The 25,098-nt window shown below is 52.2% G+C and carries 23 protein-coding genes; 14 read left to right on the forward strand and 9 right to left on the reverse strand.

What is annotated here, in order from left to right:
• Positions 1-95: 95 nt before the first annotated feature.
• Positions 96-689: a VPLPA-CTERM sorting domain-containing protein gene (locus C1J03_RS19265; RefSeq protein WP_114888056.1), complete on the reverse strand. Its 594-nt coding sequence runs from the start codon at positions 687-689 to the stop codon at positions 96-98.
• A gap of 773 nt (positions 690-1,462) precedes the next feature.
• Between C1J03_RS19265 and C1J03_RS19275 the strand changes: the two genes are divergently transcribed.
• From C1J03_RS19275 to C1J03_RS25630, 4 genes are all read left to right on the forward strand, one after another.
• Positions 1,463-1,693, forward strand: coding sequence for a hypothetical protein (locus tag C1J03_RS19275; RefSeq protein ID WP_114888058.1), 231 nt, complete (start codon positions 1,463-1,465; stop codon positions 1,691-1,693).
• A gap of 151 nt (positions 1,694-1,844) precedes the next feature.
• Positions 1,845-2,363, forward strand: a complete 519-nt coding sequence (locus C1J03_RS19280; RefSeq protein ID WP_254694104.1) for a tyrosine-type recombinase/integrase — start codon at positions 1,845-1,847, stop codon at positions 2,361-2,363.
• Positions 2,360-2,491, forward strand: a complete 132-nt coding sequence (locus C1J03_RS25990) for a hypothetical protein (RefSeq protein WP_302661608.1) — start codon at positions 2,360-2,362, stop codon at positions 2,489-2,491. The genes C1J03_RS19280 and C1J03_RS25990 overlap by 4 nt, the downstream gene beginning before the upstream one ends.
• Positions 2,478-2,636 (forward strand): hypothetical protein, encoded by a 159-nt coding sequence (locus C1J03_RS25630; protein WP_216825871.1) that lies wholly within the window; start codon positions 2,478-2,480, stop codon positions 2,634-2,636. The genes C1J03_RS25990 and C1J03_RS25630 overlap by 14 nt, the downstream gene beginning before the upstream one ends.
• Before the next feature lie 166 nt (positions 2,637-2,802).
• On the opposite strand, the gene C1J03_RS19285 is transcribed toward C1J03_RS25630, so the two are convergent.
• On the reverse strand, positions 2,803-4,695 hold the full coding sequence (locus tag C1J03_RS19285; protein WP_114888060.1) for a VPLPA-CTERM sorting domain-containing protein: 1,893 nt from the start codon (positions 4,693-4,695) through the stop codon (positions 2,803-2,805).
• Positions 4,696-5,422: 727 nt separating this feature from the next.
• Between C1J03_RS19285 and C1J03_RS19295 the strand changes: the two genes are divergently transcribed.
• The 6 genes from C1J03_RS19295 to C1J03_RS19320 all read left to right on the forward strand — a co-directional run bounded on the left by C1J03_RS19295 (position 5,423) and on the right by C1J03_RS19320 (position 11,351).
• Positions 5,423-6,670: an IS256 family transposase gene (locus tag C1J03_RS19295; RefSeq protein ID WP_114887356.1), complete on the forward strand. Its 1,248-nt coding sequence runs from the start codon at positions 5,423-5,425 to the stop codon at positions 6,668-6,670.
• Between the two features lie 23 nt (positions 6,671-6,693).
• On the forward strand, positions 6,694-7,224 hold the full coding sequence (locus C1J03_RS19300) for a hypothetical protein (protein ID WP_114888062.1): 531 nt from the start codon (positions 6,694-6,696) through the stop codon (positions 7,222-7,224).
• A gap of 699 nt (positions 7,225-7,923) precedes the next feature.
• Positions 7,924-8,337 (forward strand): STAS/SEC14 domain-containing protein, encoded by a 414-nt coding sequence (locus C1J03_RS19305; protein ID WP_114889090.1) that lies wholly within the window; start codon positions 7,924-7,926, stop codon positions 8,335-8,337.
• Between the two features lie 14 nt (positions 8,338-8,351).
• The gene (locus tag C1J03_RS19310; RefSeq protein WP_254694105.1) at positions 8,352-8,918 is read left to right on the forward strand and encodes a universal stress protein; all 567 of its coding nucleotides are present in this window, start codon (positions 8,352-8,354) and stop codon (positions 8,916-8,918) included.
• A 923-nt stretch (positions 8,919-9,841) separates the two neighbouring features.
• Complete coding sequence (gene rsgA, locus C1J03_RS19315) at positions 9,842-10,918, forward strand: ribosome small subunit-dependent GTPase A (protein ID WP_114888063.1); 1,077 nt, start codon at positions 9,842-9,844, stop codon at positions 10,916-10,918.
• A 4-nt stretch (positions 10,919-10,922) separates the two neighbouring features.
• Positions 10,923-11,351, forward strand: coding sequence for a GNAT family N-acetyltransferase (locus C1J03_RS19320; protein ID WP_114888064.1), 429 nt, complete (start codon positions 10,923-10,925; stop codon positions 11,349-11,351).
• 531 nt (positions 11,352-11,882) lie between these two features.
• Here C1J03_RS19320 and C1J03_RS19330 read toward each other — a convergent pair.
• The 5 genes from C1J03_RS19330 to C1J03_RS19350 all read right to left on the reverse strand — a co-directional run bounded on the left by C1J03_RS19330 (position 11,883) and on the right by C1J03_RS19350 (position 17,120).
• Positions 11,883-12,638, reverse strand: a complete 756-nt coding sequence (locus tag C1J03_RS19330; protein WP_254694283.1) for a helix-turn-helix domain-containing protein — start codon at positions 12,636-12,638, stop codon at positions 11,883-11,885.
• 41 nt (positions 12,639-12,679) lie between these two features.
• Positions 12,680-13,849, reverse strand: coding sequence for an ABC transporter permease (locus tag C1J03_RS19335; protein WP_114888065.1), 1,170 nt, complete (start codon positions 13,847-13,849; stop codon positions 12,680-12,682).
• The gene (locus tag C1J03_RS19340) at positions 13,846-14,775 is read right to left on the reverse strand and encodes an ABC transporter permease (RefSeq protein ID WP_114888066.1); all 930 of its coding nucleotides are present in this window, start codon (positions 14,773-14,775) and stop codon (positions 13,846-13,848) included. The genes C1J03_RS19335 and C1J03_RS19340 overlap by 4 nt, the downstream gene beginning before the upstream one ends.
• An 8-nt stretch (positions 14,776-14,783) precedes the next feature.
• A complete protein-coding gene (locus C1J03_RS19345) occupies positions 14,784-15,896 on the reverse strand; it encodes an ABC transporter ATP-binding protein (protein WP_114888067.1) in 1,113 nt (370 codons plus the stop codon).
• Between the two features lie 84 nt (positions 15,897-15,980).
• Positions 15,981-17,120 (reverse strand): ABC transporter substrate-binding protein, encoded by a 1,140-nt coding sequence (locus tag C1J03_RS19350; protein WP_114888068.1) that lies wholly within the window; start codon positions 17,118-17,120, stop codon positions 15,981-15,983.
• A gap of 812 nt (positions 17,121-17,932) precedes the next feature.
• Here C1J03_RS19350 and gabT point away from each other — a divergent pair.
• From gabT to C1J03_RS19370, 4 genes are all read left to right on the forward strand, one after another.
• Positions 17,933-19,216 carry a 4-aminobutyrate--2-oxoglutarate transaminase gene (gene gabT, locus C1J03_RS19355; RefSeq protein ID WP_114888069.1) on the forward strand — a complete coding sequence of 428 codons (1,284 nt, stop codon included), beginning with the start codon at positions 17,933-17,935 and terminating at the stop codon, positions 19,214-19,216.
• Positions 19,217-19,605: 389 nt separating this feature from the next.
• Positions 19,606-20,364 carry a DeoR/GlpR family DNA-binding transcription regulator gene (locus C1J03_RS19360; protein ID WP_114888070.1) on the forward strand — a complete coding sequence of 253 codons (759 nt, stop codon included), beginning with the start codon at positions 19,606-19,608 and terminating at the stop codon, positions 20,362-20,364.
• Positions 20,357-21,529, forward strand: coding sequence for an MFS transporter (locus C1J03_RS19365; RefSeq protein WP_114888071.1), 1,173 nt, complete (start codon positions 20,357-20,359; stop codon positions 21,527-21,529). The genes C1J03_RS19360 and C1J03_RS19365 overlap by 8 nt, the downstream gene beginning before the upstream one ends.
• Positions 21,530-22,040: 511 nt before the next feature.
• Positions 22,041-22,982, forward strand: coding sequence for an HAD family hydrolase (locus C1J03_RS19370; RefSeq protein WP_114889093.1), 942 nt, complete (start codon positions 22,041-22,043; stop codon positions 22,980-22,982).
• A gap of 265 nt (positions 22,983-23,247) precedes the next feature.
• Here C1J03_RS19370 and C1J03_RS19375 read toward each other — a convergent pair whose 3' ends face one another.
• Positions 23,248-23,943: a GntR family transcriptional regulator gene (locus tag C1J03_RS19375; protein WP_254694106.1), complete on the reverse strand. Its 696-nt coding sequence runs from the start codon at positions 23,941-23,943 to the stop codon at positions 23,248-23,250.
• Complete coding sequence (gene argE / locus C1J03_RS19380) at positions 23,936-25,096, reverse strand: acetylornithine deacetylase (RefSeq protein ID WP_114888072.1); 1,161 nt, start codon at positions 25,094-25,096, stop codon at positions 23,936-23,938. Before argE ends, C1J03_RS19375 begins: the two co-directional genes overlap by 8 nt.
• Positions 25,097-25,098: the final 2 nt, after the last annotated feature.

The following is a 25,098-nucleotide window of genomic DNA, read 5'->3' on the forward strand; positions in this document are numbered from 1 at the left end:
ACTCAAAGCTAGGCATTCCTGACTAGCCCGCTCCAAAAGAAAAAGGGGCCGACCCTTTGGCCGACCCCCCTCAATTAGTTAGTTGATCAATTAGATCAGCTGGTTTTCTTCTTGCGGCGCATCATGCCCAGACCACCAAGGCCTGCCAGCAACAATGGCAAGGCAGCTGGAAGTGGGACTGGAGTAGTGGACAAGGCCGCATATTCAAACGCGCGCTGTTCAGAACTGAACGTCACTGTGTCGAAATAACCGATGTCGCTGATTGTAACATAAACACCCGTTGCAGAGGACGGAATATTAAGGCTGGAGGCCGCGGCCGTAAGATCCAACGTGTTTGCACCACCAAAGCTGAGGCTCAGACCATTGTTACCACCGTCAGGCGTTCCCCAAAGAAAGCTCAGAGAGTCTGAATTTGCAAAACTGTAGGTCATAGAAGAGTATTTACCCACAGATGAGTAAACACCACCACCAGCGCCCCACGGGTTAGTACCACCATCGCCATTGGTGATGTTTTCCCAATTCCGATTTCTAAACTCGGTACCCCCTACAGTTTCTGAGACAGCCAACGGGTTCAGCACCGAAGAGTCGCCTGGCGTAGCGCCAATAACAACGGTTGCAGCGCTCGCGCCAGTTGCGATTGTTGCGAATACGGCTGCCGCAACAACACTCTTAATAGTTTCGATACGCATTTTTCTCTCCAAAATTTTTACTATTAACAACCTAATGACTAATTAAGAATTTAGGCCTTTCAACACGAACTAAACTAACGCCTTGTCGTGCATGAGAGAACACTAATAATTCTAAAATTAGCCGTTATTCCGCCTTATTTTCAATGTGTTGTCCACTATTTCTATACAGTTCGAAGCAGACAGCTTGAATGTGGTGAGTTTGGAAACAAGCTAATTCCCTCACCCTTAAACGCTTTGGGCAGAATCGATCGGTTAATTCGATCATTGGACGGAGTTACGTAAATTTTCCCAAGGCGAACCGAGAATATCATGCCGATCCTACATTCTTTCCAAGAGGCGCTCATGGGGCAACGATGTGTTCACCGGTTACGAATGGTGGAACTAATTTGGGATGAATGTGTAAGAAATACTCCCACCACCCATTTTTTTGCCTCTCCGTCATCGTCATAGCAGGGAACCCTGAACTTCATGCGCTGGTCGTCTGCGCCTTCTACCGGCTGCTTGAGTCGCTTCCCAAGTTCCAGTGCTTTAGGTTTTGCATCCTTGTCCGTTGCAGTTGACGCCTTAAAATATTCGGAGTGCCCCTTGAAGCTAAACGGGCCAGGATTCCGGCTCTTCGTTTGCAAAAAAAAGCTCAACTAATTCTAGTTCTTCTCGTGAGATTTCAACCATTCATTCTTCTCCCAGAAAAATCAACCAACCAACACAGATTGTGTCCGAAAACTGAGTAAACACAGGCATCTATACAAAGAAACCTTCATGGAGATGTATAGATGTTTACCACCTTTACGCTGCTGTTCGCAGCTGGGGTCGGCTTCCGGCTGGCCTTGTCTTACGCGCTCAAGCGACGTTTTGAGCTCACCCTCGCAGCGCCTCAGAGTATCGCTGTCCTGCTGATCGTGCTGGCGATCGTGCCCTCCTGGGCTTTGCCAGTGTCGCTCCCTGTACCTCTGAGCTTTGTACTGGGCGCAGTCCTGCCAGACCTCATCTTTCAGAGGGGCTGAGCATGGACCCCTTCAACCTCAATGAAGACGACGTGGTTGTCATTCGTGCCTTCGATGACTGGCCGGAACACCTGTTCAAGGTCTGGGAGGTCTAGAGGCCAAGGTACGGCACCAACCTTATGCTGTCCCCACCAACAAAGAGGTGCAGCGCTTGCTGGGTTCGAACGATCCCGTGATTGGTAAGGTCATGTCGATCTGTCTTTTGTCCGGTATGAGGGCAGGAGAAGCAGCGGGTTTGCTCAGGGAGGATCTGGTACCGAAGGGCAACCTTGGTCAGTTCTTCCAGCTTCAACCCAATCAGCTTCGTCTGCTGAAGACGGATGCGGCTGAGCGGTTGGTCCCGGTGCATTCAGAGTTGGAGCAGATGTTATCAACCCTGCCATCCGTTGGCCCGCTGTTCCCGGGCCTGAAGGTAAACGACATCACCAAGCGTTTCGCCAAGATCAGGGAGGCGCTGAGCATCGAGAGGCAGGGCTTGGTATTCCACTCCACCCGCAAGTGGTTCATCACCCAGTGCGAGCGGACGGGTGTTCCTGAGCACTTCACCGCGTCTCTGGTGGGGCACAAGTCTGCTCGGTCCGAGAATGGGATCACGTACAGCATTTATTCAGCTGGAATCTCGGACGAGCAGAAACGCGGCATCATTGATCAGATCAGGTTACCGTCATGATGGTGCCCCCTGACATAGACGCGTTCGAGGAGAGGGCCGCTATCGCTGAATACGATGGCGGCCTTACTCGTTCCAAGGCTGAGGATCTGGCTGCTCGGGCTCAGGGCTTTACCAATGCCGACGCTTAGGTCATTGCCTACGTCTATCAAGCTGCCCGACATGCCCGAGTACTCCGAAATTACAGATGGGATGCTCAAAGCCCACATCCAGAACAGGAAGGACGTGCGGTGTCAGGGCTATCTGGATCGTATGGCGCGCCACAATTCGGGATAGCGACTAGGATCTGAGCCAATTAACGGGAACCACAGCTTTCACCTCAAATAATCCAAGTTTGCGTCCACGCTGAGACGCCCCTTATGCCAATCGGGAACATCAGGAAGGTCACTGCGGGTCGTGGTGTTCGGATTTTATATCAATTTCTAAAAATTGTGCTGTTAGGTTAGCTTACTGCCCTGTTTTTTTTGCGGCGGCCAAAAAAACCAAATGCCCCGAGACCAAGCGCCAACATGGGAAACGCGGCGGGAACTGGGACCGGCGCAACTATTTGTTCAGCAGCAGTGAGACGTACGGACTGTCGATTATTATCCAGCGAAACAATTGAGCTGCTCCAATTTACACCTAGCGCCTCTGAGTAATCAAAAACGAAGCTGTCTAAATCTTTGAACCCAAAGCTATCCCCAACCAGCAAATCAAAGATGTCCCCGTCGGCTGCCGTAAAACTACCGCCAAAATTGATGTCGAAGATTGTAAAAGCAGCCAGTTCTACATTGCCTAGGATGTTCAATTGATCGTACTCAGTGCCTACTTCTGTTCCGAACAGTTCGAAAGCCAGTGTAGAAACATCAGTTGATGTGAGGCTGCCACCAATCGTCAAAATTCCAGCTGAGTTGCCCGGCCCAATCAGAGCGTTAGATAAATTCAGATCACCTATAATTGACCCGCTCCCGCCCAACGACCCGCCTTTTATTGAAACCCGCTGTTGTATTTCTCCGTCAACAATTAAACTGCCGGCGTTCTGTTCGATGAAGCCCCTGCCACTTACCACCGACCCAGCCAGAACATTCATGCGTGAATTGTTTGTAAGCTTGCCGTTGTTGAACAGATCGAACCGACGGTTGTTAAGCGTGCCGTCGTTGGTCAGTGTGCCGTCGTTGCTCAGCGAGCCGTAGTTGTTCAGCGTTCCAGAGTTGTTCAGTGCGCCGCGGTTCCACAAATTTTGGTAGCTGGTCAACGTGCCGGTGTTAGTCAGCGTTCCCTTACTGTTATTGGTCAGCAAGTCGCTGTTGATCAGCGTGCCGGCGTTAATCAGTTTACCGTTATTCGTTAGCTCATTTGATATATCCAGTTTGCCGGTGTTTGTCAGCGTGCCATAGTTGGTCACCTTCGCGACGGTTAGCGAGCCATTGTTATTAAAAATACCGTTGTTTTTAACCGTACCATCTAAGTACATATTGCTGTCGTTGTTCAGCGTTCCGACATTGCTCAGCGTGCCGTTGTGGTTCAGCGTTCCCGAGTTGTTCAGTGTGTCAGTATTTGTCAGTGTGCCGATTATGCTCAGTTTGCCATTATTGGACAGCGTGCCTGCATTGCTCAGCGTGCCGTTTTGGTTCAGTGTGCCGGCGTTGCTGAGCTTACTATTGTTATTTAACATACCTTTGCTGCTCAGTGTGCCTTTGTTGTTTAGCGAGCCATTGTTGGTCAGCGAACCCGTGCTGCTCAGAGTACCGTCGTTGTTCAGCGCGCCGCTGCTGCTCATCGAAACTGTACTTTTTAGCGTGCCAGTGTTGGTCAGCGTTCCGGAGTTGAGCAAAGCTTCGTAGTTGGTCAGAGTTCCAGTATTGGTCAGAGTACCGAAGTTGAATAGACGGTCATGGTTCTCCAGCGTGCCGTCGTTGGTCAGTTGATCGTTGTTGGTTAGCTCGGATGACCAATGGTTCAACTTTCCGGTGTTTGTCAACGTGCCGTCATTGTTCAACTTCCCATAGTTGTCCAGCGTGCCTTCGTTATTCAAAACTCCGGTGCTGCTCAGCGCACCGAAGTTGTTTAGTGCGCGATTGTTGGTCAGCGTACCAGAGTTGGTCATCGTGCTATAGAAGTTGGTCAGTTTGCCAGAATTAATCAGAGTGCCTTCGTTATTAAACTGATCTTTGCTAACAAGCTCACTCCGATTGTCCAGAGTGCCTGTGCGTGCTACCGAAGAAAGCCCATCTGTTTCGGTCTTGACTGTAAGGACAAGAATTTCTCCAGGACTCACGTCAATTGTCGCCGCCCCAACTACTCCAGAAATCAAACTGGATGCCACAGCTGTGACAGTCAAAAAATTGTATTTCACTCTTGCTCCCTCTAAGAAAAACCCGAGGCGTCAACACCGAGGTAATGCCATCATGTAAAACTTATCAAAGATAACGTATCGGGGACGTTTTCATTTTGATAGTATAAATTTTGCTTTCAGGTGAAGCACTTGCGCTCGCGGTTGACTTGGCCCCGTCTTCCCCTTTACCACATCGTCAGGCAGGTGCCCTTCCTCCCACACCCTGTCCACGAACTGAGCCACCTCAGGGTGATCCGACCAAGTGTGCACATCAATGGTGCGGGAGTACCAAGGATTCTCTATCTCTTGAATCATAAGGGGTCCTTTGGCTCATAGGGGTTAGGGGTATTGTGAGGGAGAGTAGGTATTATCTGGGTAATAATAATTATACCTACTAGGGTAGTTTTCTAGGGGAAATCTACTAGGGTCTTCTTCTATTATCTTCTCATCTTATCGATTACTTATACCTATTACCTACTAGGTATTATCTCCCCCCATAATCCCCCTAATAACTGGAAGGTAGCCCCTGAGGTTACCCTGTCTCGGAGGGCCCAGAGACCCAAAGTGGGGCATTCTTGGGGGCATTTTGGAGTTTGGTTACCCTTGGGTGGGGGCTCTGGGGTATGATCTGGAGAGGGTCTGGGGGAGCTATGACTGAATCTGGTGTTTGGGGGATTTGAAGGTTGGCGGCGTATCTGGTTGATTTGTTGTTGCGAGACAGCAGCCCAACCGAAGGAGATACACCACCATGGAAACGACTAACATTGTTGATTTTTCGCGTCGAGACGGGATCACGGACGCGCTGACGGATTTATTGAGAACAGGAGCGCAGCAATTGATCGCAACAGCCGTTGAAGCTGAGCTTGAAAGCTATCTGTCTCAGTTTACCACCGCGCGCACTGAGGCCGGTCATGCGACTGTTGTGCGCAATGGGCATCATCCCGAGCGCCCGTTCCAAACGGGCATCGGCCCCGTGAACGTGCGCATTCCCAAGGTTCGCTCAAAAAACGGCCAGCCCGTGACATTCCATTCGGCCCTGGTGCCACCGTACGTGCGCAGAACCAAAACGTTGGAAGCGGCCTTGCCATGGCTGTATCTGAAGGGCATCTCCAGCGGTGAAATGGGCTCGGCTCTCAAGGTTCTTCTGGGCCCTGATGCGGCGGGATTGTCGGCAAATACGGTCTCACGGCTCAAGCGCGATTGGGCCAACGAATACGGCGAGTGGAGAAAGGCAGCGTTGGACGATGAGCCCTTGGTCTACATCTGGGCTGACGGTGTCCACAGCGGCCTTCGGGGCGAGGATGACAAGCTCTGCGCCCTTGTGATTGTGGGGGTAACAGCCCGTGGCAAGAAGCGGTTCTTGGCTATTGAGGACGGGGTGCGCGAGTCCACGCAGAGCTGGCGCGAGGCTCTCCTCAGCCTCAAAAGCCGGGGAATGAACGCCCCGAAACTTGCTATTGGAGATGGTGCCATGGGGTTCTGGGCCGCCATAGATGAAGTCTATCCTGAGACCCGTCATCAACGCTGTTGGCAACACAAAACTATGAATGTGCTCAACTGTTTGCCCAAGCTGTCTCAGCCAAAGGCCAAAGCTGCGATCCACAACATCCGGCAGGCTGAGACCAAAGATGATGCGGGCAAGGCCTTAGATTTGTTCATCAAAACCTACGAACCCAAATACCCCAAGGCGACGCTGTGCCTGCAAAAGGACCGCGAGGAACTCATGGCATTCTTCGACTTTCCAGCACAACACTGGCAAAGCATCCGCACCAGTAATCCAATTGAATCCGCCTTTGCCACGATCCGTCATCGCACCAAACGATCAAAGGGCTGCCTCTCACGCGACGGCATGCTGCACATGATGTTCAAGCTGGGGCAATGCGCCGAGCAAAACTGGAGGAAACTACGCGGCTTTGACTACCTCGCCAAAGTCATCACCGGCGTCGCATTCAAAGACGGAATTGAAGCCACTGAAAACAGCCAGATCGCCGCATGACCAGAAACCCTTAAACACCAGATTTGACAATAACTCAGCCTGCGGCAGTTTTACTAACTTTTTTTCGCCCAAAGATCGCAGAAACAGCTCAGTGCAATAGTGAAAGCCCACAAGGTAGGTACATCGCTAATACACTCTTCCGGGTTGCTTTTGTTGCAATTGTGCTCGCAACTATTTCAGACGTGGCTGACGCAAAAATAGTTGAATGTGCATTTAGCAAGGCCACATCGAGCGGCGGTATGGGTAATGCCAAAAATACCAGAGCCTTCTTAGGTGAAGCTATCTCTCTTGATACCTCAAAAAAAATGATCAAGGTCCAGTGGTCTGACCGTGCCAGCGGGTGGAGGCCCGCAGACGAAATGAAGAAAAACAAGAGCTTCACATCGTACATTATATATCAAGAGGTTAAGTTTAGAAAAGGCCCCTTGCCTATGAAGTTTCTATTTCGCCTGTCTGCAGATGAATCGGGTCTCGAAGTGCGTTCGGAAGTGCAGAAATCGGCAGGTAGTGGTCGAGAATGGAAACAACTTGCAGCGCGATATAAGTGCAAATAGGATCTGTCCTGCCTTTCCCCGCGGCTTGCTCGAAGGTCCGGCGGGAGCCGAAAACGGCCTTAAAGTGGCTTGCGACGACCTACCGGCTTACCCGCAATCCGATAATAGCTGCGTTTTCAGCCAGTGTCTGCTCTGGGTCGAGGCTGCCGATGTGGGTGCATCCCATTTGTAGGTCCTGAGCTTAGGGTGTCTTGGCAGGTTCGCAAAGGGCAATACAGGGACACTCTTTGAGCATTGCTGCATGGCGTAGTGCAAGTACTGTTCTCCGCCCCTCACGGCAAAAAAAGGAACAGTGATTTCCCCCGGCCAGCGCAAAGCCAGCCGGGTTTAGTCGTTATGAAAAGCGCCTGGTCACCACCTAGTCAGCCAGCCACCGCCAGTAGGCGTCGGCATTGGTGAATCCCTTTGCCTGAGCGGCTAAGTCCTGCTGTTTGTATGGGCGGCGAGGGTATCAGCGTATTATCGTGCAACAACACCAATGCTTCAGGCCAATGTGCGCCACTTAGAAAGCGACCGTGAAGAAGATTTCAAGTTTGGTGTGCCATGCGCCGCAAGACACATTGGAATTTTTGCAATCTGGAACCCATCCAACAACATATATCTACCCACTTGATCTGCAGCTAGGAGAATCTTGACTTGGATCAATTGAAGACAGCTCTGCTTGCTTATCCTTTGCCGCAAAGAGAAAGGATCTTTAATATGTTAAACGTCACCAAGGTATCCGCAGACCGGATAAACATCGAACTTTCTGGGGCCATTGATGCAGACGAAATGAGCACGGTGTTAGATCACCTGCTTAGGAAGTCCGAAGGCGTTAGCAACGGTAAGATGCTCTACACGATTTCCGATTTCGCGATGCCTACCTTGAGCGCGCTGGTTGTCGAACTGTATCGCATGCCGGAGCTGCTCGGATTGCTGGGCAAGTTTAAAAAATGTGCTGTGCTTTGTGACACTGCATGGGTCCGAACCGCCGCCGAGTTTGAAGGAGCAGTGTTTCGATCTCTCGACATAAAAAGCTTCACACTTAGTGATACCGAAGCGGCCGAAACTTGGCTTAATGGCCGGCAGGAGAGTGCCGAACAGGAAGAAGAAGAAGAGAACTTCCCAGTCTAATCAGTAAGGGTAGAATGGCCGGTTTCGAGCGTGCGATCGCAACGGAAAAGCCTATTTTCGCATCGGAATTTCCACAAAGAGAGCGTGGCGTGTGGCACCAATTGACATGGCTCAATACCGACAACAGACAGACCGGGTACTTTAAGCAGCAGATAACAATAGGAGTTGGATCTATGTATGAGAATATTCTTGTGCCGGTTCTCGTAGACAACGAGCATGACACCCACGCATCATTGCAAGCAGCGAAAACGCTGGCAAGTGATAGGGCAAAATTCACCATTGTGCATGTCATGGAGCCCATCCCCAGTTTTGTCCTTGCAGAAATTCCCGCTGATGCACTGAACAGGACGCATACAGAAATTGAGGATGCTATGTCCCGAATGGCTCAATCCCTGGAGGATTGCGAAACCAAACTCATTTCAGGTCATGCCGGGCGCGCCATCGTCGACTACGCCCACGATAACGGCGTCGATTGCATTGTCGTTGCGTCCCACAGCCCCAGAGTTTCCGACTTCATCCTCGGCTCCACCGCCGCTTGGGTTGTGCGCAACGCGAATTGCTCCGTTCACGTGGTTCGATAATTCGCCATTTTGAACTTAGACGTTCCGTGCAGAACCAAGAGGCTTGTTATTAAGCAGTTTCTTCCCAAAGCGTCGGCGCTATTCTTGCTTTCGAGTAACGCTGGATGTGGATGCTGGCGCGACCCATTATGATCTACATTGTACGAGCTGGGTTGGCCTTAAAGAATGACGAACGCCCTGTATCGCCCTCGAAACTCGAAGCGCTACTGCCAATTCTTCAAAAGCAGTATTATTATTCGACAACGTGTGAGGCTCGGAGAGGAAACGCCGGTTACATCAAGCTGCAAGGAAAAGTCCGTCCTTGTTGCGAAAAGTAACCAAGACAACCAGACGCCCGGCAATGATCCTAAAACGGCTTCGCTGAGGCGATCCAACTAAGGCTCTTTCTGGTTTCCATGCTTGCGTTGGTCATCCGAAACTGGGGCCGGCGCAACGGCATTGTTTGGGTGGCCTCACCAACATTGTGTTTTGGACAGCAAGTGTTCTGACTGCAGTTTTCTTTGGGCTATTGCATTTGCCAATTGCGACAGCAGCTTATACCGCTCACGTTCTTTTTTGTAGTGCGCTCCATCTTTCTGAATGGAATTTCCGGGAAAATCGCAGGTTTACTTGTTCAAAAGTGCGGCATTGAGACGGCCATCCTCTTTAACTCCATGACCGATCTGATCTTTCTTGAACTCATATCAAATCTAACCTAACTCACGAGTAGATTGCTAAAATCGCTAAGTAGGACTACGTTAAGTTTGTATTCATGGAGATTTTATGTCCCGATAATGTGGGGAGGCAAAGCGTCCTCCCGGTGCAAAATTTGACCAAGCTACCGCCCCGCTTTGTTGCCGTGGGTGAACTCATTTTTGCAATCTAGTTAACCTACATATTATGGCCCGGGGTTGACCCGTGCCCGAACACGAAAGTTCACAACAATGACACGGGACTATTCCAATTTTTTGCCGCCTTCGGGTTCCGGCAAGCTTCCTAGACGCGAGCGTTCGCCACTGGAAAAACTTGGCTGGAAGCCCTTCTTTAGCCAACAAACTAACTTTGACGATCCTGTTGAAATGCCACCCGTTCGTGTGGTTGAAGTCCACAGGACGGGACTGCATGTCCTCGGCGAAGGCCTTGATACCGTCATCCCGCCTGGACCTGATGCAACAGTCGGTGATTGGTTGTTCTTCGATCAGCAACACCCTTCGCATAGCAGGGTTTTGAACCGTAGCAGCGTTTTTGAACGCCGAGCACCTGGATCGGATCGCAATCGGCAACTGATCGCAGCCAACGTGGACACCGTGTTTATCGTGTCTTCGTGCAACAAAGATTTCAATCTCGCGCGGCTTGAACGCTATGTTGCTTTGGCATTTGAGGCAGAGGTAATGCCGGTGCTCTTGCTCACAAAGGCCGATCTTTGTGATGATCCAGCCCCATATTTGGACGCAGCGCGCGCAATTTCAAACCGTGTTCTGGTGGAAGTGCTGAACGCCTTGAGCGAGGAGCCCATTGCCCGGCTCGCCCCTTGGTGCAAGCCGGGACAAACGGTTGCATTCTTAGGGTCATCTGGCGTGGGGAAATCCACACTGGTCAATGCGCTTTTCCGGGATGGCGTCACTGAAACGGCGGCCATTCGTGACGACGACAGCAAGGGCCGTCACACAACCACCCGGCGTCAATTGCACTTCACATCCGACGGCTGCGCAGTGCTGGACACCCCCGGAATGCGAGAACTTCAGCTCACCAATGTGAAGACAGGAATTGCGGATGTGTTTGCCGACATGGTCGCCTTAGCAAACCAATGTCGCTTCAACGATTGCAAACACGAAGCTGAACCCGGCTGCGCCATTAAAAACGCATTGGAACGTGGGGAAATTGACCGAGCCAGATTGACCCGGTGGAACAAGTTGGCTGCGGAAGATCGGTTCAACTCCTCCACATTAGCTGAACGTAAAAGCGCCGACAAATCGCTGCACAAAATGATCAGCTCCATTCAGAAGAAAAGCAGAAAGTAAGACAATGATCCGTAAATATAAAACCGATGACATCGAAGCACTGATCGATATCTGGGACACCGCAGACACGCTTGCGCATCCATTCTTGTCGGTCGAAGTCAGAGACCAAGTGCGCAAAGACATGCGCAACATATATTTTCCCAATGCCGAAACATGGGTGCTGGAAGATAACGGCGTTCCAGTTGGCTTCATTGCTATGATCGACACAGAAATTGGCGGTTTGTTCCTTGCACCCTCTCAGCATGGCAAGGGCATGGGTCGCCAAATGGTCGATCATGTTGTTGCCCTCAAAGGGCCACTGACCGTCGAGGTCTTCAAAGACAACAAGATCGGCCTCCCTTTCTATGAGCGATATGGCTTTGCAGTAACTGGGGAAGGAATGTTCGAAGCCAGTGGCGACGAAACCCTCAAGATGGCAATGCTGGCCCCATAACAACCGTGCGGAAGGCGTCATGGATTGGTGACTTACGACATTAGACGACGTTCGCAATAGCGGTAACGAACGTTCTAGATCGCGTATCTGGGCTTTTCACGCATCGCGATCGCCTAAGTACAAGACGTTGCCGCTGGATGCAGCAACTCAACGAACTTTGCACAAAAGGGCTTTCCAAATGTTAACACATCTCAACCCATTCATGCGCTTGGTCGCGCAGGCGGCGGTAATCTTCGCCCCCCTCGCTTCAATCGCTCAAGAGGCAGACCGTCAGGCGATCTGGCCAACAAGTATCGCAGTCCAAACTGAATCCGGGCAGCAAATACCAGCTGGTGCGTTTGGGGTTGTCCAGATTCAATCCCCACGGGTTGCACATCTTTTGCAGTTGAGAGGCGTCATGGGACGCGGCACTGCGCTCATTCGAAGTGACGATAGCCACGATTGCATAAGTCTGCGGCTACGGTTCGTCGCTGGGGATTTCGGGGGCGACAGCGTTTCGACCCAAGCGGCGCTACCAATTCGTCTGATCCTTCAGTCCGCTCGCGTTGCTGATGCGCTGGCGCGCGGCAAAGACATCCTAAGCGACATGTACGTGATCAGCAGCCAAACGGGCGATACCAACGCCGACATCATCATTGAGAGCGGGTTGAGTGAAAGCCACGGCTTCGTTCTTAACCCGGGAGCTTCCGTTGTTGCGGATGTATTCGGCTCAAAGACACGCCGCTTGAACTGCTCAGAATTGTGAAGTCGAACGGGCTGGGTGGCGTCTTCCCTGCCTGAACGAAACTGCGATGGTGTCTGCCCCGTGATCCCGCGAAATTCGGTATTGAAACTTGATTTACTGACAAACCCGGCGTCAGACATCACCTCTGTAATCGGCAATTCGGTCTTGCGCAAAGCATCTTGAGCATGACGAACGCGAAAGCCATTAATGTAGCGAGGAAAATTCTCACCTGTTATTCGGTTGATCGCTGTTGAGACATCTCGCACCGGGACCGATAACCGCCGCGCCACGCGCGCGAGCGTCAAGTTGCTGTCGGTGTAGATGTTTTTATCATTCATGAACGCATCGGGTGTGGCCAGCATCGCGCGGTCGCTTTCTGTCGCCGCCTCGGGGCTTGCTAGGTTGTCTCTTGTAGGCAGCAGCAACATCGGCACACCGACAAGGGCTTCAACAAAGATAAATGTCGTAAATACACCTGATATCCCGGTCAAGAACCTCAGGACAAAGGCATCTCCGGCCAACACACTGGCGGCAACCACCAAGAGATCGGAGGCGACCATCATACCAAGCAAGAAGATTGTAGCATCACCGATGTAGCAAAATTTTATTCGCTCTGGTCCAATCCTTGGAAGACATTGCCAAAGGCGCCGCTTGAATTTGGAGCGGCTTCGTTGGTCCCGTCTGCTGCAGGGGCCTCTGGAGCATTGCTCTGCTGCTCCAAATTTCTTAACCGGCGTTGTTCGGTCAAGGCTTCAATACGGAGGTCAATTTGCACCTGTTTGGCGGCACGAACATCTAACTTGCATTGCTCTGGACTATGGCTCTGTGCCGTTCCGACCATCGCGATCACCAAGAAAGACAACATGACCAACATGAGCGCCGCGGGATTGCTGCTTAGCAATCTTCGGGCTGTCCCAACAGGTTTAGGCGTCGCTTTGGCGGTCTTGGCTTTTTCAGCATTCGCCACTTTGCGACGATAGGCTTCAAACGCAAGCGCCCCAAAAATAGTTAGGACGACAATGATGAATGCGAGTGCTGAAATCGATGGATTGATCCCGTAGCGCACCTTTTGCGCCAGCTCGATCGTCAGTGTCGGATAGTTCCCAAAAGTGAATGTGGTTGTGTTGTAGTTTTCAAATGAGGCCAAGAAAGCCAACACAGCCGCGGAGGCAATTGCTGGACGCAAGAACGGCAGCATAATCTTACGAAACGCTTGTGTGTGGGTGGCACCAAGATCCAGGGCGGCTTCGGTTAGACCGGGGTCAAATCTTTGAAGACGCGCAACAAAGATCAGCATCGCGTATGAGGCAATAAAGGTAGATTGCCCCAAGATGGTTAGAAACAGGCCGTTGTGAAACAGAGCGTCTGAGGAAGGCCCAAAAACTTGACTAACTCGATCCCAAAACACAATCGTCGAGATGCCAAGAACCACGCCAGGAATAAGAATTGGGGCGATGATAATTGTGTAATAGGTCGTGCGCAGCTTGGGCCAAACCTGTGTCAGGACAAGTGCCGCCGCCAAGCCGATTGCAACCGACAAGATAACAGTACCGACGCCAATAATTACGCTGTTCTTAATCCCGTTCAATATCCGTTGATCGTTGAAAAGGACGTTGAACCATTCATAGGAATAGCAAGCCCAAGGCGAAACAGACGGAAAGCTAGAGGAGTTGAAGGCGGTCAAACTCATGACCAACAATGGACCTAAAAGATACCCAAAGAAGATGAGCAGATAGGCACCAAGCGCTATACGGGAGACATATTTGGAACTCATTTCCCAATGTCCCCCATGTTAACTTTGAAGAAACGCATGAGCACCAAGACGATCGCAATACTGGAGACCAGCAGAACGATTGCATAGGCCGATCCTTGTTGCCAATTCAGGGAGTCGTTGAACCATTGATAGACCAACTGCGTGAACCAAAGACTTGATGGCCCACCCAAGACTTGCGGGACAGCCAGCGCACCAGCCGACAGCATGAACACCATAGTCGCGCCTGACGCGATCCCTGGTTTGGCATGAGGGATAACGATGCGCCGGTGAATGCGGATCCAGCTGGCCCCCATGTCGCGCGCGGCTTCGATTTGGTTGCGATCAAGGCTCTCGATGACATTATACATCGGGAACAGCATCAGAAGAATGTACGCGTATCCCAAACCCGCGTAGAGCGCGTAGTTTTCACGGATAAAGTCTACGGGGGCAGATGTGATATGCAGCAACATCAACGCTTCGTTAAGCAGCCCGCTTTCCCCGAATATGATCCGTAGAGCAAAGGCGCGTAAGATCTCATTGATCCAATAAGGAATGATCAACATGACAACCAAAAGGCGTGCGAAACTGGTCCCCTGTGATTGCCCCAGAAAGTAAGCAAGCGGGTAACACATGATGATATTTGCGATTGTCACAAACAGTGCGGTGACAATCGTACGGACAAAAACCATCAAATCGACGGTGTTGTACGTTCCACTAGAGCCAGCAGCCCCGTACACCAGTTGGCGATAATTCTTAAGAGTGTATACGTCGTTTGGCCCACCAACTTCGGCTGGGGGCAGATTGTACCTGAAGGAGAAATCCAACATTGAAACCTGGGGCAGAACGATAAGTACGATGATCCAAAACCCGACTAGAAGCAGCAGAGCGCTTCCCATTACGGGGCCGTTGTTTTTGAAGAACTGCGACAAGACCTTGGGCTTTTTCATGCTCACCCCTACTCTGACGCTAATTCGCCCGCAGGCATCACAACCGCGTTTGATACATCATAGTGCAAAGTCATGTTGCTGCCTTTGGAAGACTCGCGGTCCTGTCCTAAGTTGGGAAGCGACATTTTGATTTGCTTGCCGCCGTCACCTTCCAAGAACACGCTATAAGAATTACCCTCAAATTCCTCGTTTAGGACATTCGCAGAAATGGTTGTCTTACTGCTTTCGTCCGCGCTACCCAAAGCTAAGGCTTCGGGGCGTATGAACATCATCGCATCATCGCCAACACTCATCTTACCGATCGCGGTTGGTGTGACTTGGGTCAACAGATCGCCGGATCGATTGGTGCGGATGATCGCTTCGTTGCCGTTGATCGACTGAATCTTGCCACGGAAAACATTGTTCTCCCCGACAAAGGACGCAACGAACGGTGTCGCCGGGTGATCGTAAATTTCATGTCCACCAGCGATCTGGTCGATTACACCTGCGCGCATCACGGCAACACTGTCTGACATCGTCAACGCTTCGCCTTGGTCATGCGTAATATAGATAAATGTGATCCCGACGCGTTGCTGAATTTCGCGCAATTCAGTCCGCATGTGTTGGCGCAGTTTTAGATCAAGCGCAGAAAGGGGCTCATCAAGCAGCAAAACATCAGGTTCGGCACATAACGCGCGTGCGATCGCAACGCGCTGTTTTTGTCCGCCAGACAGTTCAGACGGGAACTTATCGCCTTGCCCACCCAGGGCAATCATGTCCAGCAGTTCATCTGCGCGTTTGCGCCGCTCACCTGCTGAGGCGCCGGCGACTTCCATCGAAAACGTAATATTCTCCCAGACTTTCATCAATGGGAACAGAGCGAGGTTTTGGAAAATCAATGCCGTTGGGCGCTTGTTAGGCCCGATCCCGGCCATGTCTTTGCCACCGATCAATACCCGCCCCTCTGAAGGGTCAAGAAAGCCAGACACAGCCCGCAAAATTGTTGTTTTTCCACAGCCCGATGGCCCTAGGAACGAGAAAAAGTCGCCACCTTTGATGTCAACATTAGCTTCTCTGACCGCGACAAAATCCCCGAATTTTATCCAGACATCCTCTAAATTGACAGCAACACCAGCGCTCATATGACTTTCCCCAAAGTAGTTTCTTGTAGCTATTCTTTTGTTGTTGCCCTGACCAATAAATCAGTCAGGGCATAGTTTTTTCGCTTACGAGCTCTTAAACTTGTTCACGAACTCGGTACGAACGTCTGCATACCAAGGTGCTTCTGCAGGCCATGCGTTCAAGTTGCCCAGCGCATCACCAGGATAAGCTTCGGAGAAGTTTGTTGCATACTGCGCACTTGCATGGCTGTCAGCATTCAACACAGGCGAGTTATACCCATGCCCATCAATGGCAACGCCAGCAGGCTTCTCACGATATGCAAAGTCAATGAACGCATAGATTTCGTCGGTGTTCTTGGCGCCCTTAGGAATTGACATCCCATCGACCCAAGCCATCGCACCCTCTTTAGGCGCTTGGTACGTGACCGGCTCGCCTGCAGATTTCAATGCCAACGGTGGACCATCCCAAGTTTGACCAACAATAACACCGTCGTTCAACAGGCCGTTTTTCTGCGTGTCGGCGTCATTCCAAATCAGCTTCAGGTTCGACTTACGTGCGATACACCAATCAGCAATCATGCCCCAAGTCTTGCGCATGTTTTCCTCTGACTCGTAGGCAGCCCAAACAGAACCAACGTCCATCTGGCCCGTTGCTTCCATGTGCAGACCAGCGCCAAGCATACCAGAATGCGCGCGCATCATGGTCTTACCAGCATTTTCCTCGGCCCAAACGTCGCCGTAAGAAGGTACACCAGATGCATCGGTGGGCGTCCAAAGGTCAACGCGCCATGCCATGCCTTCAGTGCCCCAGATATGTGGCAACCAGGTGCTACCGTCGCCAAAGTTCCAAGCATCAGGGCCAATTTTGGCCATCGCTGGATTTACCTTGTCGATCTCAACGCGGTTCATGTCGATCGGCTGTAGCAGCTCCAATGGCCCCCACTGAAGCGAGCGGTTGTTTGTCGGGGAAATGATATCCGCGCCAGAGCCGTTCGCCGCTTTCATTTTGTTGATCAGCTCTTCGTTAGAACCGATGCCTGTAAAGTTTACAGAGATGCCCGTTTCGGCTTTGAACTCGGCCAAAAAGCTGTCGGGCAGATAGTCTGACCACATCAGAATGTTCAGCTCGCCTGAAGAGGCAAAGGCTTTTGAAACAAGCGCTGGTGATGCCAGTGCCGCAGCACCTAATGTGGATCCGGTCTTTAGAAATGACCGGCGGCTATAGCCTTTATTATTAATCGTCATTGTTTTTCCTCCTGAAGGATTGTGAATGGAATGGGCAGATGTCCACAAAATCGCTGTGGTTAGATCACCAATATTTTTGTTTTTTTTGGCTCAACTTTCATCTGCTGCGGACTTCAATTTTCGTTCATGACAACCCCAAAAGAGGAGAAGCCCCAGCATACCACGCATCTGCTGCAGTATCTTGGATGGTAGACTTCATATTCTGCATATCCGGTCATCAGCTAAATTTGCCGAAGACGTCGCCAAATTTAGACTATCGGACATTTTGGTCTCAAATGAATGCGCATGCATCTTACCCAGCGCGGAGCTGTTCAGACTAACATAAGTAGCATTCTCATAGAGCAGCTTACCGTGCAGAATTAGAGCGTCCCCCTAGACTTCGAACAAATATTGTCGTCGCGTCGGGCCCTTGGGCCTTCGATCATTAAGCACTTGGTGATCCCAGAAGTCACTCTTTTTTCAATTCGCTATCAAGAAACCAACCTCATTTTGGCGGGCAAGACGACAAGAGCAAGGCTGCTTTCCGTGTTTATAAAGGCTTTCACGAACTGTTAGCAAAATGAGCCGGTCCCCATTTTTCTCAATCGTTAGAACACAATATCGCGTTTTCCCGGCACCAATTGACAAAGGAACACGGCAAGGACAGGAATCGTTTTGTGATCTAAGCTGAATTCACGGACCAAGAACCGGCCTGCCAACAAGCTAGGGCTTGATCGCGTTCAGGACGAAGATGGAATCTACCCCAGCGTCTGGAGCATCTCCATTCAGCATGACTGGTTCAGAAGTTTTAGCAGCCCATATGCGAGGCCAAAATGAGCAATCAAGAGTTTGAGGCAAGACGCGACAAAGCCGTCGCCAGAGCGATCGCCTTTTCTTCGACATTTGTTGCAGACCGGGCCGAAAATGCCGAAGTCTGGGATGTCGAAGGCAACCGGTACATTGATTTTTGCGGCGGCATCGGCTGTCAGAACGTTGGCCATCGAAATGCTGAAGTGGTGGCCGCGATCAAGGATCAACTTGATCAACTGACCCACACTTGTTTTCAAGTCACGCCGTATAAATCCTATATCGAACTTGCAGAGCGTTTGAACGCGTTGCTTCCAGGCGATTTTCCCAAGAAATCTTTGTTCTTTTCTGCCGGTGGTGAGGCTGTAGAAAACGCGATCAAGATTGCACGGTATTTTACGCGTCGTCCCGCTTTGATCACGTTCACGAACGGATATCACGGGCGCTCTTACATGGGCATGGCACTCAGCGCGCGCATGGTTCCATTCAAAGAAGGGTTCGGTCCGTTCCCAGGCGAAATCTACCGTCTGCCCTTCCCCGATGAATTCCACGGCGTCACGCTAGAAGATACCAAACGGGCGTTTGAAACTTTGTTTCGCAGCGACTGTCCGCCCGATCAAATCGCCGCAATGTTTTTTGAGCCGGTACAGGGCGAAGGCGGCTACAATATTGCAACGCCCGAATTCCTAAATTACCTACGCGCCCTTTGTGATGAACATGGCATTGTTCTGGTCGCAGATGAGATTCAAACAGGCATGGGCCGGACCGGTAGAATGTTTGCTATGGAGCATTTTGGGATAACGCCTGATCTAACCTGCATCGGTAAAAGCATCGGTGGCGGGCTTCCTATTTCAGGTGTTGTTGGCAGGGCCGATATCATCGATTCCGTTCCGCCAGGTGGTTTGGGCGGAACGTTCGGTGGCAATCCGGTTGCTTGTGCGGCTGCACTGGCGGTGCTGGAGGTGATCGAACAAGACAACCTACTGCAACGCGGCCTTGATATGGGGAACCAGATCGACACCCGTTTACGGAAAATGGCACAGCGCAACTCTTTCGACTGCATCGGGGACGTTCGCGCGCTTGGCTGCATGAACGCTATCGAAATCGTTACCGACCGATCTAGCCGCGCGCCCAACGGTGACCTGACGGTTAAAATTGTAGATAGGGCTCTGAAAAACGGGCTGATCCTCCTCACGGCAGGCCCACAGCGAAACGTAATTCGTTTGCTGGTCCCACTTTCTGCTGCGCCTAGTCTTGTTGATGAGGGGCTGGATATCCTCGAGAAATCTATTGAGGAAGCGCTGGTCTGATCAAAGCTGGACCTCCATACCGGGATAGTTAAGAAAATTTCGACATAAACAGCGATTGGCTGTTGGAAACTGACATCGAAATGGCGATTTTTATCGGTACACTTCGACCAGTTGGCAATCTGCCTGCTTCAGTAGCCTAAGTTTGAGTTTATAGATCGACGCCCTTCTTTGCCAAAGGCACAGTTCACCCCTCGATCAATCCGAAAAACCTCATACTTTTCAACCACCAACCGACCCACCCCGCCAACCCAGACGTCAACACAGTGTTGATCAACAAATTCTTTCATGAACCGTAAATGCCGTTAGCTTAGGATTACCCTTCAGGGACCGCGCAATCCAAGTTCACGCAAAGAATTGCAACATACTGCAAAGCCCTGCATAAAGCTGCAATGCATGACCTTAACAATCCTGACACCCGCCAAGCCACCCTTCGTGAACGCTTAAAAAGAGGTGCGCCACTTGTCGCAACTGCGTTGGCGGATGAGCTTGGTATTTCCGTGCACACTATCCGCCGTGATCTGATCGCATTGGAGCGAGAAGGCCTTTTGCGTCGCGTGCGCGGCGGCGCGATGCCCATGGTCGGTCCCGCTCCAGCCTATCACTCGCGTGCAGGTCAGCCTGACGAAGCACTTGGCCCGCTCGCCAACAGGGCCGTAGAACTCATCCCAAACGACGGAACAATCTTCATAGATGCCGGGACTACGATGAACGCTGTCGCTTCTCGCCTCTCCCCCCAATTTCGTGGCCTCATTGTAACGGCTGCACCTTCTGTGGCGCTTGCCGCGCTCGCGCGAGGGGCGCATGTCCAACTCATTGGTGGTCCGCTTTGTCCAGAGGGGGCGATGGCAACTGGCGCGGATGCAGAGCGGTGCATAGGCACCATCGCCGCCGACCTGTGCCTACTCGGAGCTTGCGGTCTTTGGGCTAACTTCGGGTTGAGCGCCGAGGACGCAGGCGAGGCAGGCGTAAAGCGCGCAATGGCACGAGCATCGGCACAGGTTGTCGTGGTCGCATCCACCGCTAAACTGATGCGCCGAGGGCGGCATCGGGTCTTGGACTTGGATGAGATCGACGTGATCGTGACAGATGCCGTGGCCGAACCCATGGCACCGTTCGTGGAAGCCGGGATCGAGGTGACCCATGTCTGATGCAGCCACTCGCCCGACGTCACTTTGGGCTGATGCTGAATGGCGCGCCGTCGTTGCGGCTTTTGCGCTGAACGGAATGCTCTTTGGCGCATGGGCTGCCCGCGTCCCTGCATTCAAAGAACGGTTTGATCTTGAACCCGGCACATTGGGCCTGTTGCTCTTGGCTCTCGCAGCTGGGGCCATTGCGTCGTTCCCCCTTGCTGGCGCGCTTTCTGAACGATGGGGCGCGCCCAAACTGACGACCCTCTGCGCATGGGCCTATGCTCCCGCACTGATTCTTCTGGCATTCGCCCCCGCACCGCTAGCACTTGCTGTCGCGCTTTTCTTATTTGGGGCCATGCACGGAGCGATGGACGTGGCGATGAATGGCTGGGGCGCACAAGTCGAAAAACGAACGGCACGCAGCACAATGTCGGTTTTTCACGCGATGTTCAGCCTCGGTGCTGGGCTGGGAGCAGCAAGCGGGTTCGTCGCCGTTCGTATGGGTTTGGCACCCGAATTGCATTTTACTGCGGTCGCCTTCGTTGGCGGTGCGATTGCTTTGAGCGCGATGATCTCTGTGAAGAGGTCAGAAAAACCGTTGCCCGCTGACGGCACATCGAACCCGCTTGTGGCGCTACCGTCAGGAGCGCTGTTTCTGGTGGGCATCATTGCCTTTGCGATCTCAATGGGTGAAGGCGCAATGGCCGATTGGAGCGCTGTTTTCTTGCGGGTCGCCGCCAACGCAACCGAAGCGCAGGCCGCCCTTGGATACGCAGCATTCAGCGCGACCATGGTTCTGACCCGCCTTGGTGGCGGAATGTTGGTGGAGCGATTTGGGCCCGTCGTTACGGTACGAGCGAGTGCCGCAACCGCTTTTATTGGACTGACAACGGCCATTGTCGGGCAGGAGGTGCCCGCAATCTTGTTCGGCTTCGCGCTGACTGGCGTGGGATATGCTGTCGTCATGCCGTTGGTGTTTTCGCGTGCAGCACGAGACCCAGATGTGCCAACCGGCCCAGCGATAGCGAGCGTTGCAACATTGGGCTATGGCGGGATGCTTTTGGGGCCGCCAGTGATCGGCTTTATCGCCCAACTAACGGGAATGCGCCTGTCATTCATTGCTCTGGCAGGGTTGGCGATCCTCGCGGCGTTTTTGGCACCGAAATTAAAAGTTGAAGACTGATCACTGTGCTTTGACCTGCGCAGGCTAGGGCTGCTGAAGCAGCAACCAAGCACCATACAGTCGGTTCGCAACCTCCAACGCCGGCTCCATCTACGTTGTATGAATTTGCGACTTCAGATCCACTGGATTCCGGTAAAATGGCTGAAAACCTCTTCTGCGATGAAGCAGCGAGTTTGCGGCTCCACAGCAGGTTTCCGTGCTGCATGCGCAGGCAGTACGGTTCCAACACTGCCACAATGGGCTCAAACCTGTCGTTGGGTGCACGACATTTCATGTCTATTCTGAGGACAATACAGCCTGCCATGTGTTTTACGTTATGGGCAGCAACGTTCTGTTCACGGCACGGCGATGCAGGAGGCGATCACCCAACGAAACAGTTTTGCCGGGGATCGGGACCAACCACCGAATTGCGCTCATTAATTGAAACTTGTAGCGTCCTAATCCTGTCAGCAAAAATATTGGGGAAATAAGACAAATGATTTTTCAATCCAAAATTAAAGCAGTGGCAGGAATGGTTGTGACCTTGCTGGCATCTCCTTTAGCTGCCGATCCGCTTCCTTCCTGGAACGCCGGGGAGACCAGATCCGCCATCATCGCTTTTGTCGATGCGGTAACGGACCCAACATCCGACGACTATGTCACGCCCTCGGACCGGATCGCTGTCTTTGACAACGACGGCACGCTCTGGGCAGAGCAACCAGTTTATTTTCAGCTCTATTTCGCGTTAGATCAGGTAAAGAAGATGGACGCATCTTCACTTAACTCTGATGCGTTAAAAGCTGCTGCTGCGGGCGACATCGAAGCGCTGTTGGCGACTGGCAAAGACGGGATTCTTGAAGTGCTGGCTGTGGCCCATACTGGCATGAGCGTAGCCGATTTCAAAGCCACCGTTGACGAGTGGCTCGCGGAAGCCACCCATCCGACCACGGGTAAGCCGTATACCGCAATGGTTTATCAACCAATGCTGGAGCTGCTGAGCTATCTGCGCGACGAAGACTTTGCGACCTACATTGTCTCCGGTGGCGGCATCGATTTTATCCGGGTTTTGTCGGAGGATGCTTACAATATTCCAGTCAATCAGGTCATAGGGTCCTCGCTCATCTCTGAATATGTTGCTGACGGCGACTCACCGGCGCTGATGAAGAAACCTGACTTGTTTTTTAACGACGACAAGGCTGGCAAGCCGGTCGCCATTAACCATCACATAGGCAAGCGACCAATCTTCGCTGGTGGAAACTCGGATGGAGATTTCCAAATGTTGGAATGGACCACATCGGGCGATGGCCCAGCTTTTGGCCTTTATGTCCATCACACGGATGCTGAGCGCGAATGGGCCTACGACCGCGAGGGACACATCGGCGTCCTGAACCGCGGACTTGAAGAGGGTGGCAATCGCGGATGGTATTTTGCCGATATGGCGCAAGATTGGGCGGTGATCTGGCCTGAAGAGTAAGCCCCGGCAGTTGCAATTGTCTGTACTGGGCTCAATGCAGTCGCTCGCTGCAACGGCCTTCAACACCGTTACGGGGATTTTCCAATCGATAGACAAACAGCGGAAACCAGTTGATTGGATACTCGCTACTAACAAGGACTTCTGAGACCAGACTGGTTACCTCGGGCCTAGGCTCACAGCCAGTTCGTGAATTTGGCTTCAAACCGATCGCACATCACGTCTCGAATTCTTCCTTCAGAAACCATCGGTCGGCGCTTGGCGGTGTCTACGTATTCTGCCCTTGAAGACGTTTGAAGCTCATCGAGATATGTGCGCGTTGGATGTGGGCCGCCGCCTCTAGATCTCCAGACCGCAGGGCCAATTGGATGGCTTCCAACTCGTGGTGGAAAATTCGAAACTCTTCTTGCAGGTCCAGTTGGGCCTCGATTGCGGACTTCAGCCAAATGCGTTTGGTCTGAAAGTAGAGCCGTTCAAGCGTCTGGCGAAGGGGTTCGTTTGACGTCAGCTCAAGTAGAAACTGGAACACGTCCATATCAAACTGAGTAAACTCATGCGGTGTGCCGGATTGAATGATATCTGCGCCCCGGGTTACGAAATGGTTCAGTCGCTCCAAAAACGCTTCGTCGGGTTGCACCGGATCAACGCGACCGACAAGCTCTGCCAATTCGACCCGCAACCTATAGACTTGAGCAAGCTCGCTAATATTAGCGTCGGTCACAATAGTGCCGACTCCATGAAGCGAACGCACCAGCCCTTCGTCCTCAAGCCGCGCCAGCACCCGCCTTAGGGGTGTTCGACTGGTGCCAAACTCCTCTGCCAGTGCGGTCTCTGACAACCGCATGCCCGGGGGGTAATCCAGCAAGCAGATTCGTTGGCGTAATTCATGGTGCAAGGCTGCATGTCGGTCGCGAACGTTGGGCGTTTCATCAGTGCCGTCATTCAGGGGGTCTTTTTCAGTCACTCAATTTGCTCCCAAGCCGCTCGAGCATATCAATGCAAAGCGACAATTGGTCCAAGGACAGGAATTCATCCGCTTTATGCGCCTGTTCGATTGATCCGGGCCCGCAAACGACCACATCCGTACCTAACGCCTGAAAAATACCCGCTTCGGTTCCGAATGCCACCAGTTCTGCGCTGTTTGAACCAGTCAAAGCGCTGACGATCTGTTTGGCTTCGTTGTGATGTGTTGGAACAAGGCCCGCGACCTCTCCGATGGTCTCGAGTTCGATCCGTGCTGCGGGGAAAACCGCACGCATTTCTGGCAAAAGGTTGGTCTCGCAATACTGGTTCAATGCGGATTTTACAAAATCTGCATCAGAGGTTTGAACCGGTCGCATTTCCCAATCAACCTGCGCCTTGGATGCGATCACATTATGCGCGACACCTCCGTGCAGCGCACCGACGTTCACAGTGGTCCAAGGCGGTACAAACGGGCTGCCGTCTGGGGCCATGCTTCGCAACATGTGCTTCAAATCCAACAGGTGATTCACATAACGCACGGCGAATTCGACGGCATTCACCCCTGCCTCTGGGGCCGATCCATGCCCCTCCAGCCCCCGAAAATGGGTCGAATATTCGTAACAACCTTTGTGGCCTTCGATGATCCGCATATTCGTGGGCTCACCAATAATGGCCACGCCGGGAGTTAAACCGCGGTCTTGCAAGGTTTGCGCCAAATGCTGCGCGCCAAGGCAGCCGGTTTCTTCATCATAGGTCAGTGCGACATGCAAGGGACGGGTTGTAACCCGAGTGGCAAACCGAGGTGCCAAGGCAAGGATTCCCGCAATAAACCCCTTCATATCGCAGGTACCACGACCGTAAAGCCGCCCCTCACGCTCCGTCATTGTGAAAGGGTCGCTGGTCCAGTTTTGATCTGTGACAGGCACAACGTCACTATGGCCCGACAACAAAATGCCACCATCGACTTCCGGGCCGAACGTGGCAAATAAATTGGCTTTGGTGCCACAAGGTGCTGCGACCAGATCAACCTTGGCCCCGCAATCGCTCAGCAGGTTGGCGGCATATGCAATCAACGCCTGATTGCTGTCAGTGGAGACCGTGGGAAAGCCGATCAGGTCGTGCAGCACTTCCTTGGTCCGGTTCAATAACTCCATGA

Source organism: Sulfitobacter sp. SK012 (assembly GCF_003352085.1).
Classification (GTDB): Bacteria; Pseudomonadota; Alphaproteobacteria; order Rhodobacterales; family Rhodobacteraceae; genus Sulfitobacter.

Excerpts from the sequence above, each read along its gene's own strand:
- C1J03_RS19330 (WP_254694283.1), bottom strand. The coding sequence starts at position 12,638 with ATGATGGTCGCCTCCGATCTCTTGGTGGTTGCCGCCAGTGTGTTGGCC.
- C1J03_RS19305 (WP_114889090.1), top strand. The coding sequence starts at position 7,924 with ATGTTAAACGTCACCAAGGTATCCGCAGACCGGATAAACATCGAACTT.
- C1J03_RS19275 (WP_114888058.1), top strand. The coding sequence starts at position 1,463 with ATGTTTACCACCTTTACGCTGCTGTTCGCAGCTGGGGTCGGCTTCCGG.
- C1J03_RS25630 (WP_216825871.1), top strand. The coding sequence starts at position 2,478 with ATGCCGACGCTTAGGTCATTGCCTACGTCTATCAAGCTGCCCGACATG.
- C1J03_RS19335 (WP_114888065.1), bottom strand. The coding sequence starts at position 13,849 with ATGAGTTCCAAATATGTCTCCCGTATAGCGCTTGGTGCCTATCTGCTC.
- C1J03_RS19295 (WP_114887356.1), top strand. The coding sequence starts at position 5,423 with ATGGAAACGACTAACATTGTTGATTTTTCGCGTCGAGACGGGATCACG.
- C1J03_RS19265 (WP_114888056.1), bottom strand. The coding sequence starts at position 689 with ATGCGTATCGAAACTATTAAGAGTGTTGTTGCGGCAGCCGTATTCGCA.
- C1J03_RS19340 (WP_114888066.1), bottom strand. The coding sequence starts at position 14,775 with ATGAAAAAGCCCAAGGTCTTGTCGCAGTTCTTCAAAAACAACGGCCCC.
- C1J03_RS19320 (WP_114888064.1), top strand. The coding sequence starts at position 10,923 with ATGATCCGTAAATATAAAACCGATGACATCGAAGCACTGATCGATATC.
- rsgA (WP_114888063.1), top strand. The coding sequence starts at position 9,842 with ATGACACGGGACTATTCCAATTTTTTGCCGCCTTCGGGTTCCGGCAAG.
- argE (WP_114888072.1), bottom strand. The coding sequence starts at position 25,096 with ATGGAGTTATTGAACCGGACCAAGGAAGTGCTGCACGACCTGATCGGC.
- C1J03_RS19310 (WP_254694105.1), top strand. The coding sequence starts at position 8,352 with ATGGCCGGTTTCGAGCGTGCGATCGCAACGGAAAAGCCTATTTTCGCA.
- C1J03_RS19360 (WP_114888070.1), top strand. The coding sequence starts at position 19,606 with ATGCATGACCTTAACAATCCTGACACCCGCCAAGCCACCCTTCGTGAA.
- C1J03_RS19370 (WP_114889093.1), top strand. The coding sequence starts at position 22,041 with ATGGTTGTGACCTTGCTGGCATCTCCTTTAGCTGCCGATCCGCTTCCT.
- C1J03_RS19350 (WP_114888068.1), bottom strand. The coding sequence starts at position 17,120 with ATGACGATTAATAATAAAGGCTATAGCCGCCGGTCATTTCTAAAGACC.
- C1J03_RS25990 (WP_302661608.1), top strand. The coding sequence starts at position 2,360 with ATGATGGTGCCCCCTGACATAGACGCGTTCGAGGAGAGGGCCGCTATC.
- C1J03_RS19345 (WP_114888067.1), bottom strand. The coding sequence starts at position 15,896 with ATGAGCGCTGGTGTTGCTGTCAATTTAGAGGATGTCTGGATAAAATTC.
- gabT (WP_114888069.1), top strand. The coding sequence starts at position 17,933 with ATGAGCAATCAAGAGTTTGAGGCAAGACGCGACAAAGCCGTCGCCAGA.
- C1J03_RS19365 (WP_114888071.1), top strand. The coding sequence starts at position 20,357 with ATGTCTGATGCAGCCACTCGCCCGACGTCACTTTGGGCTGATGCTGAA.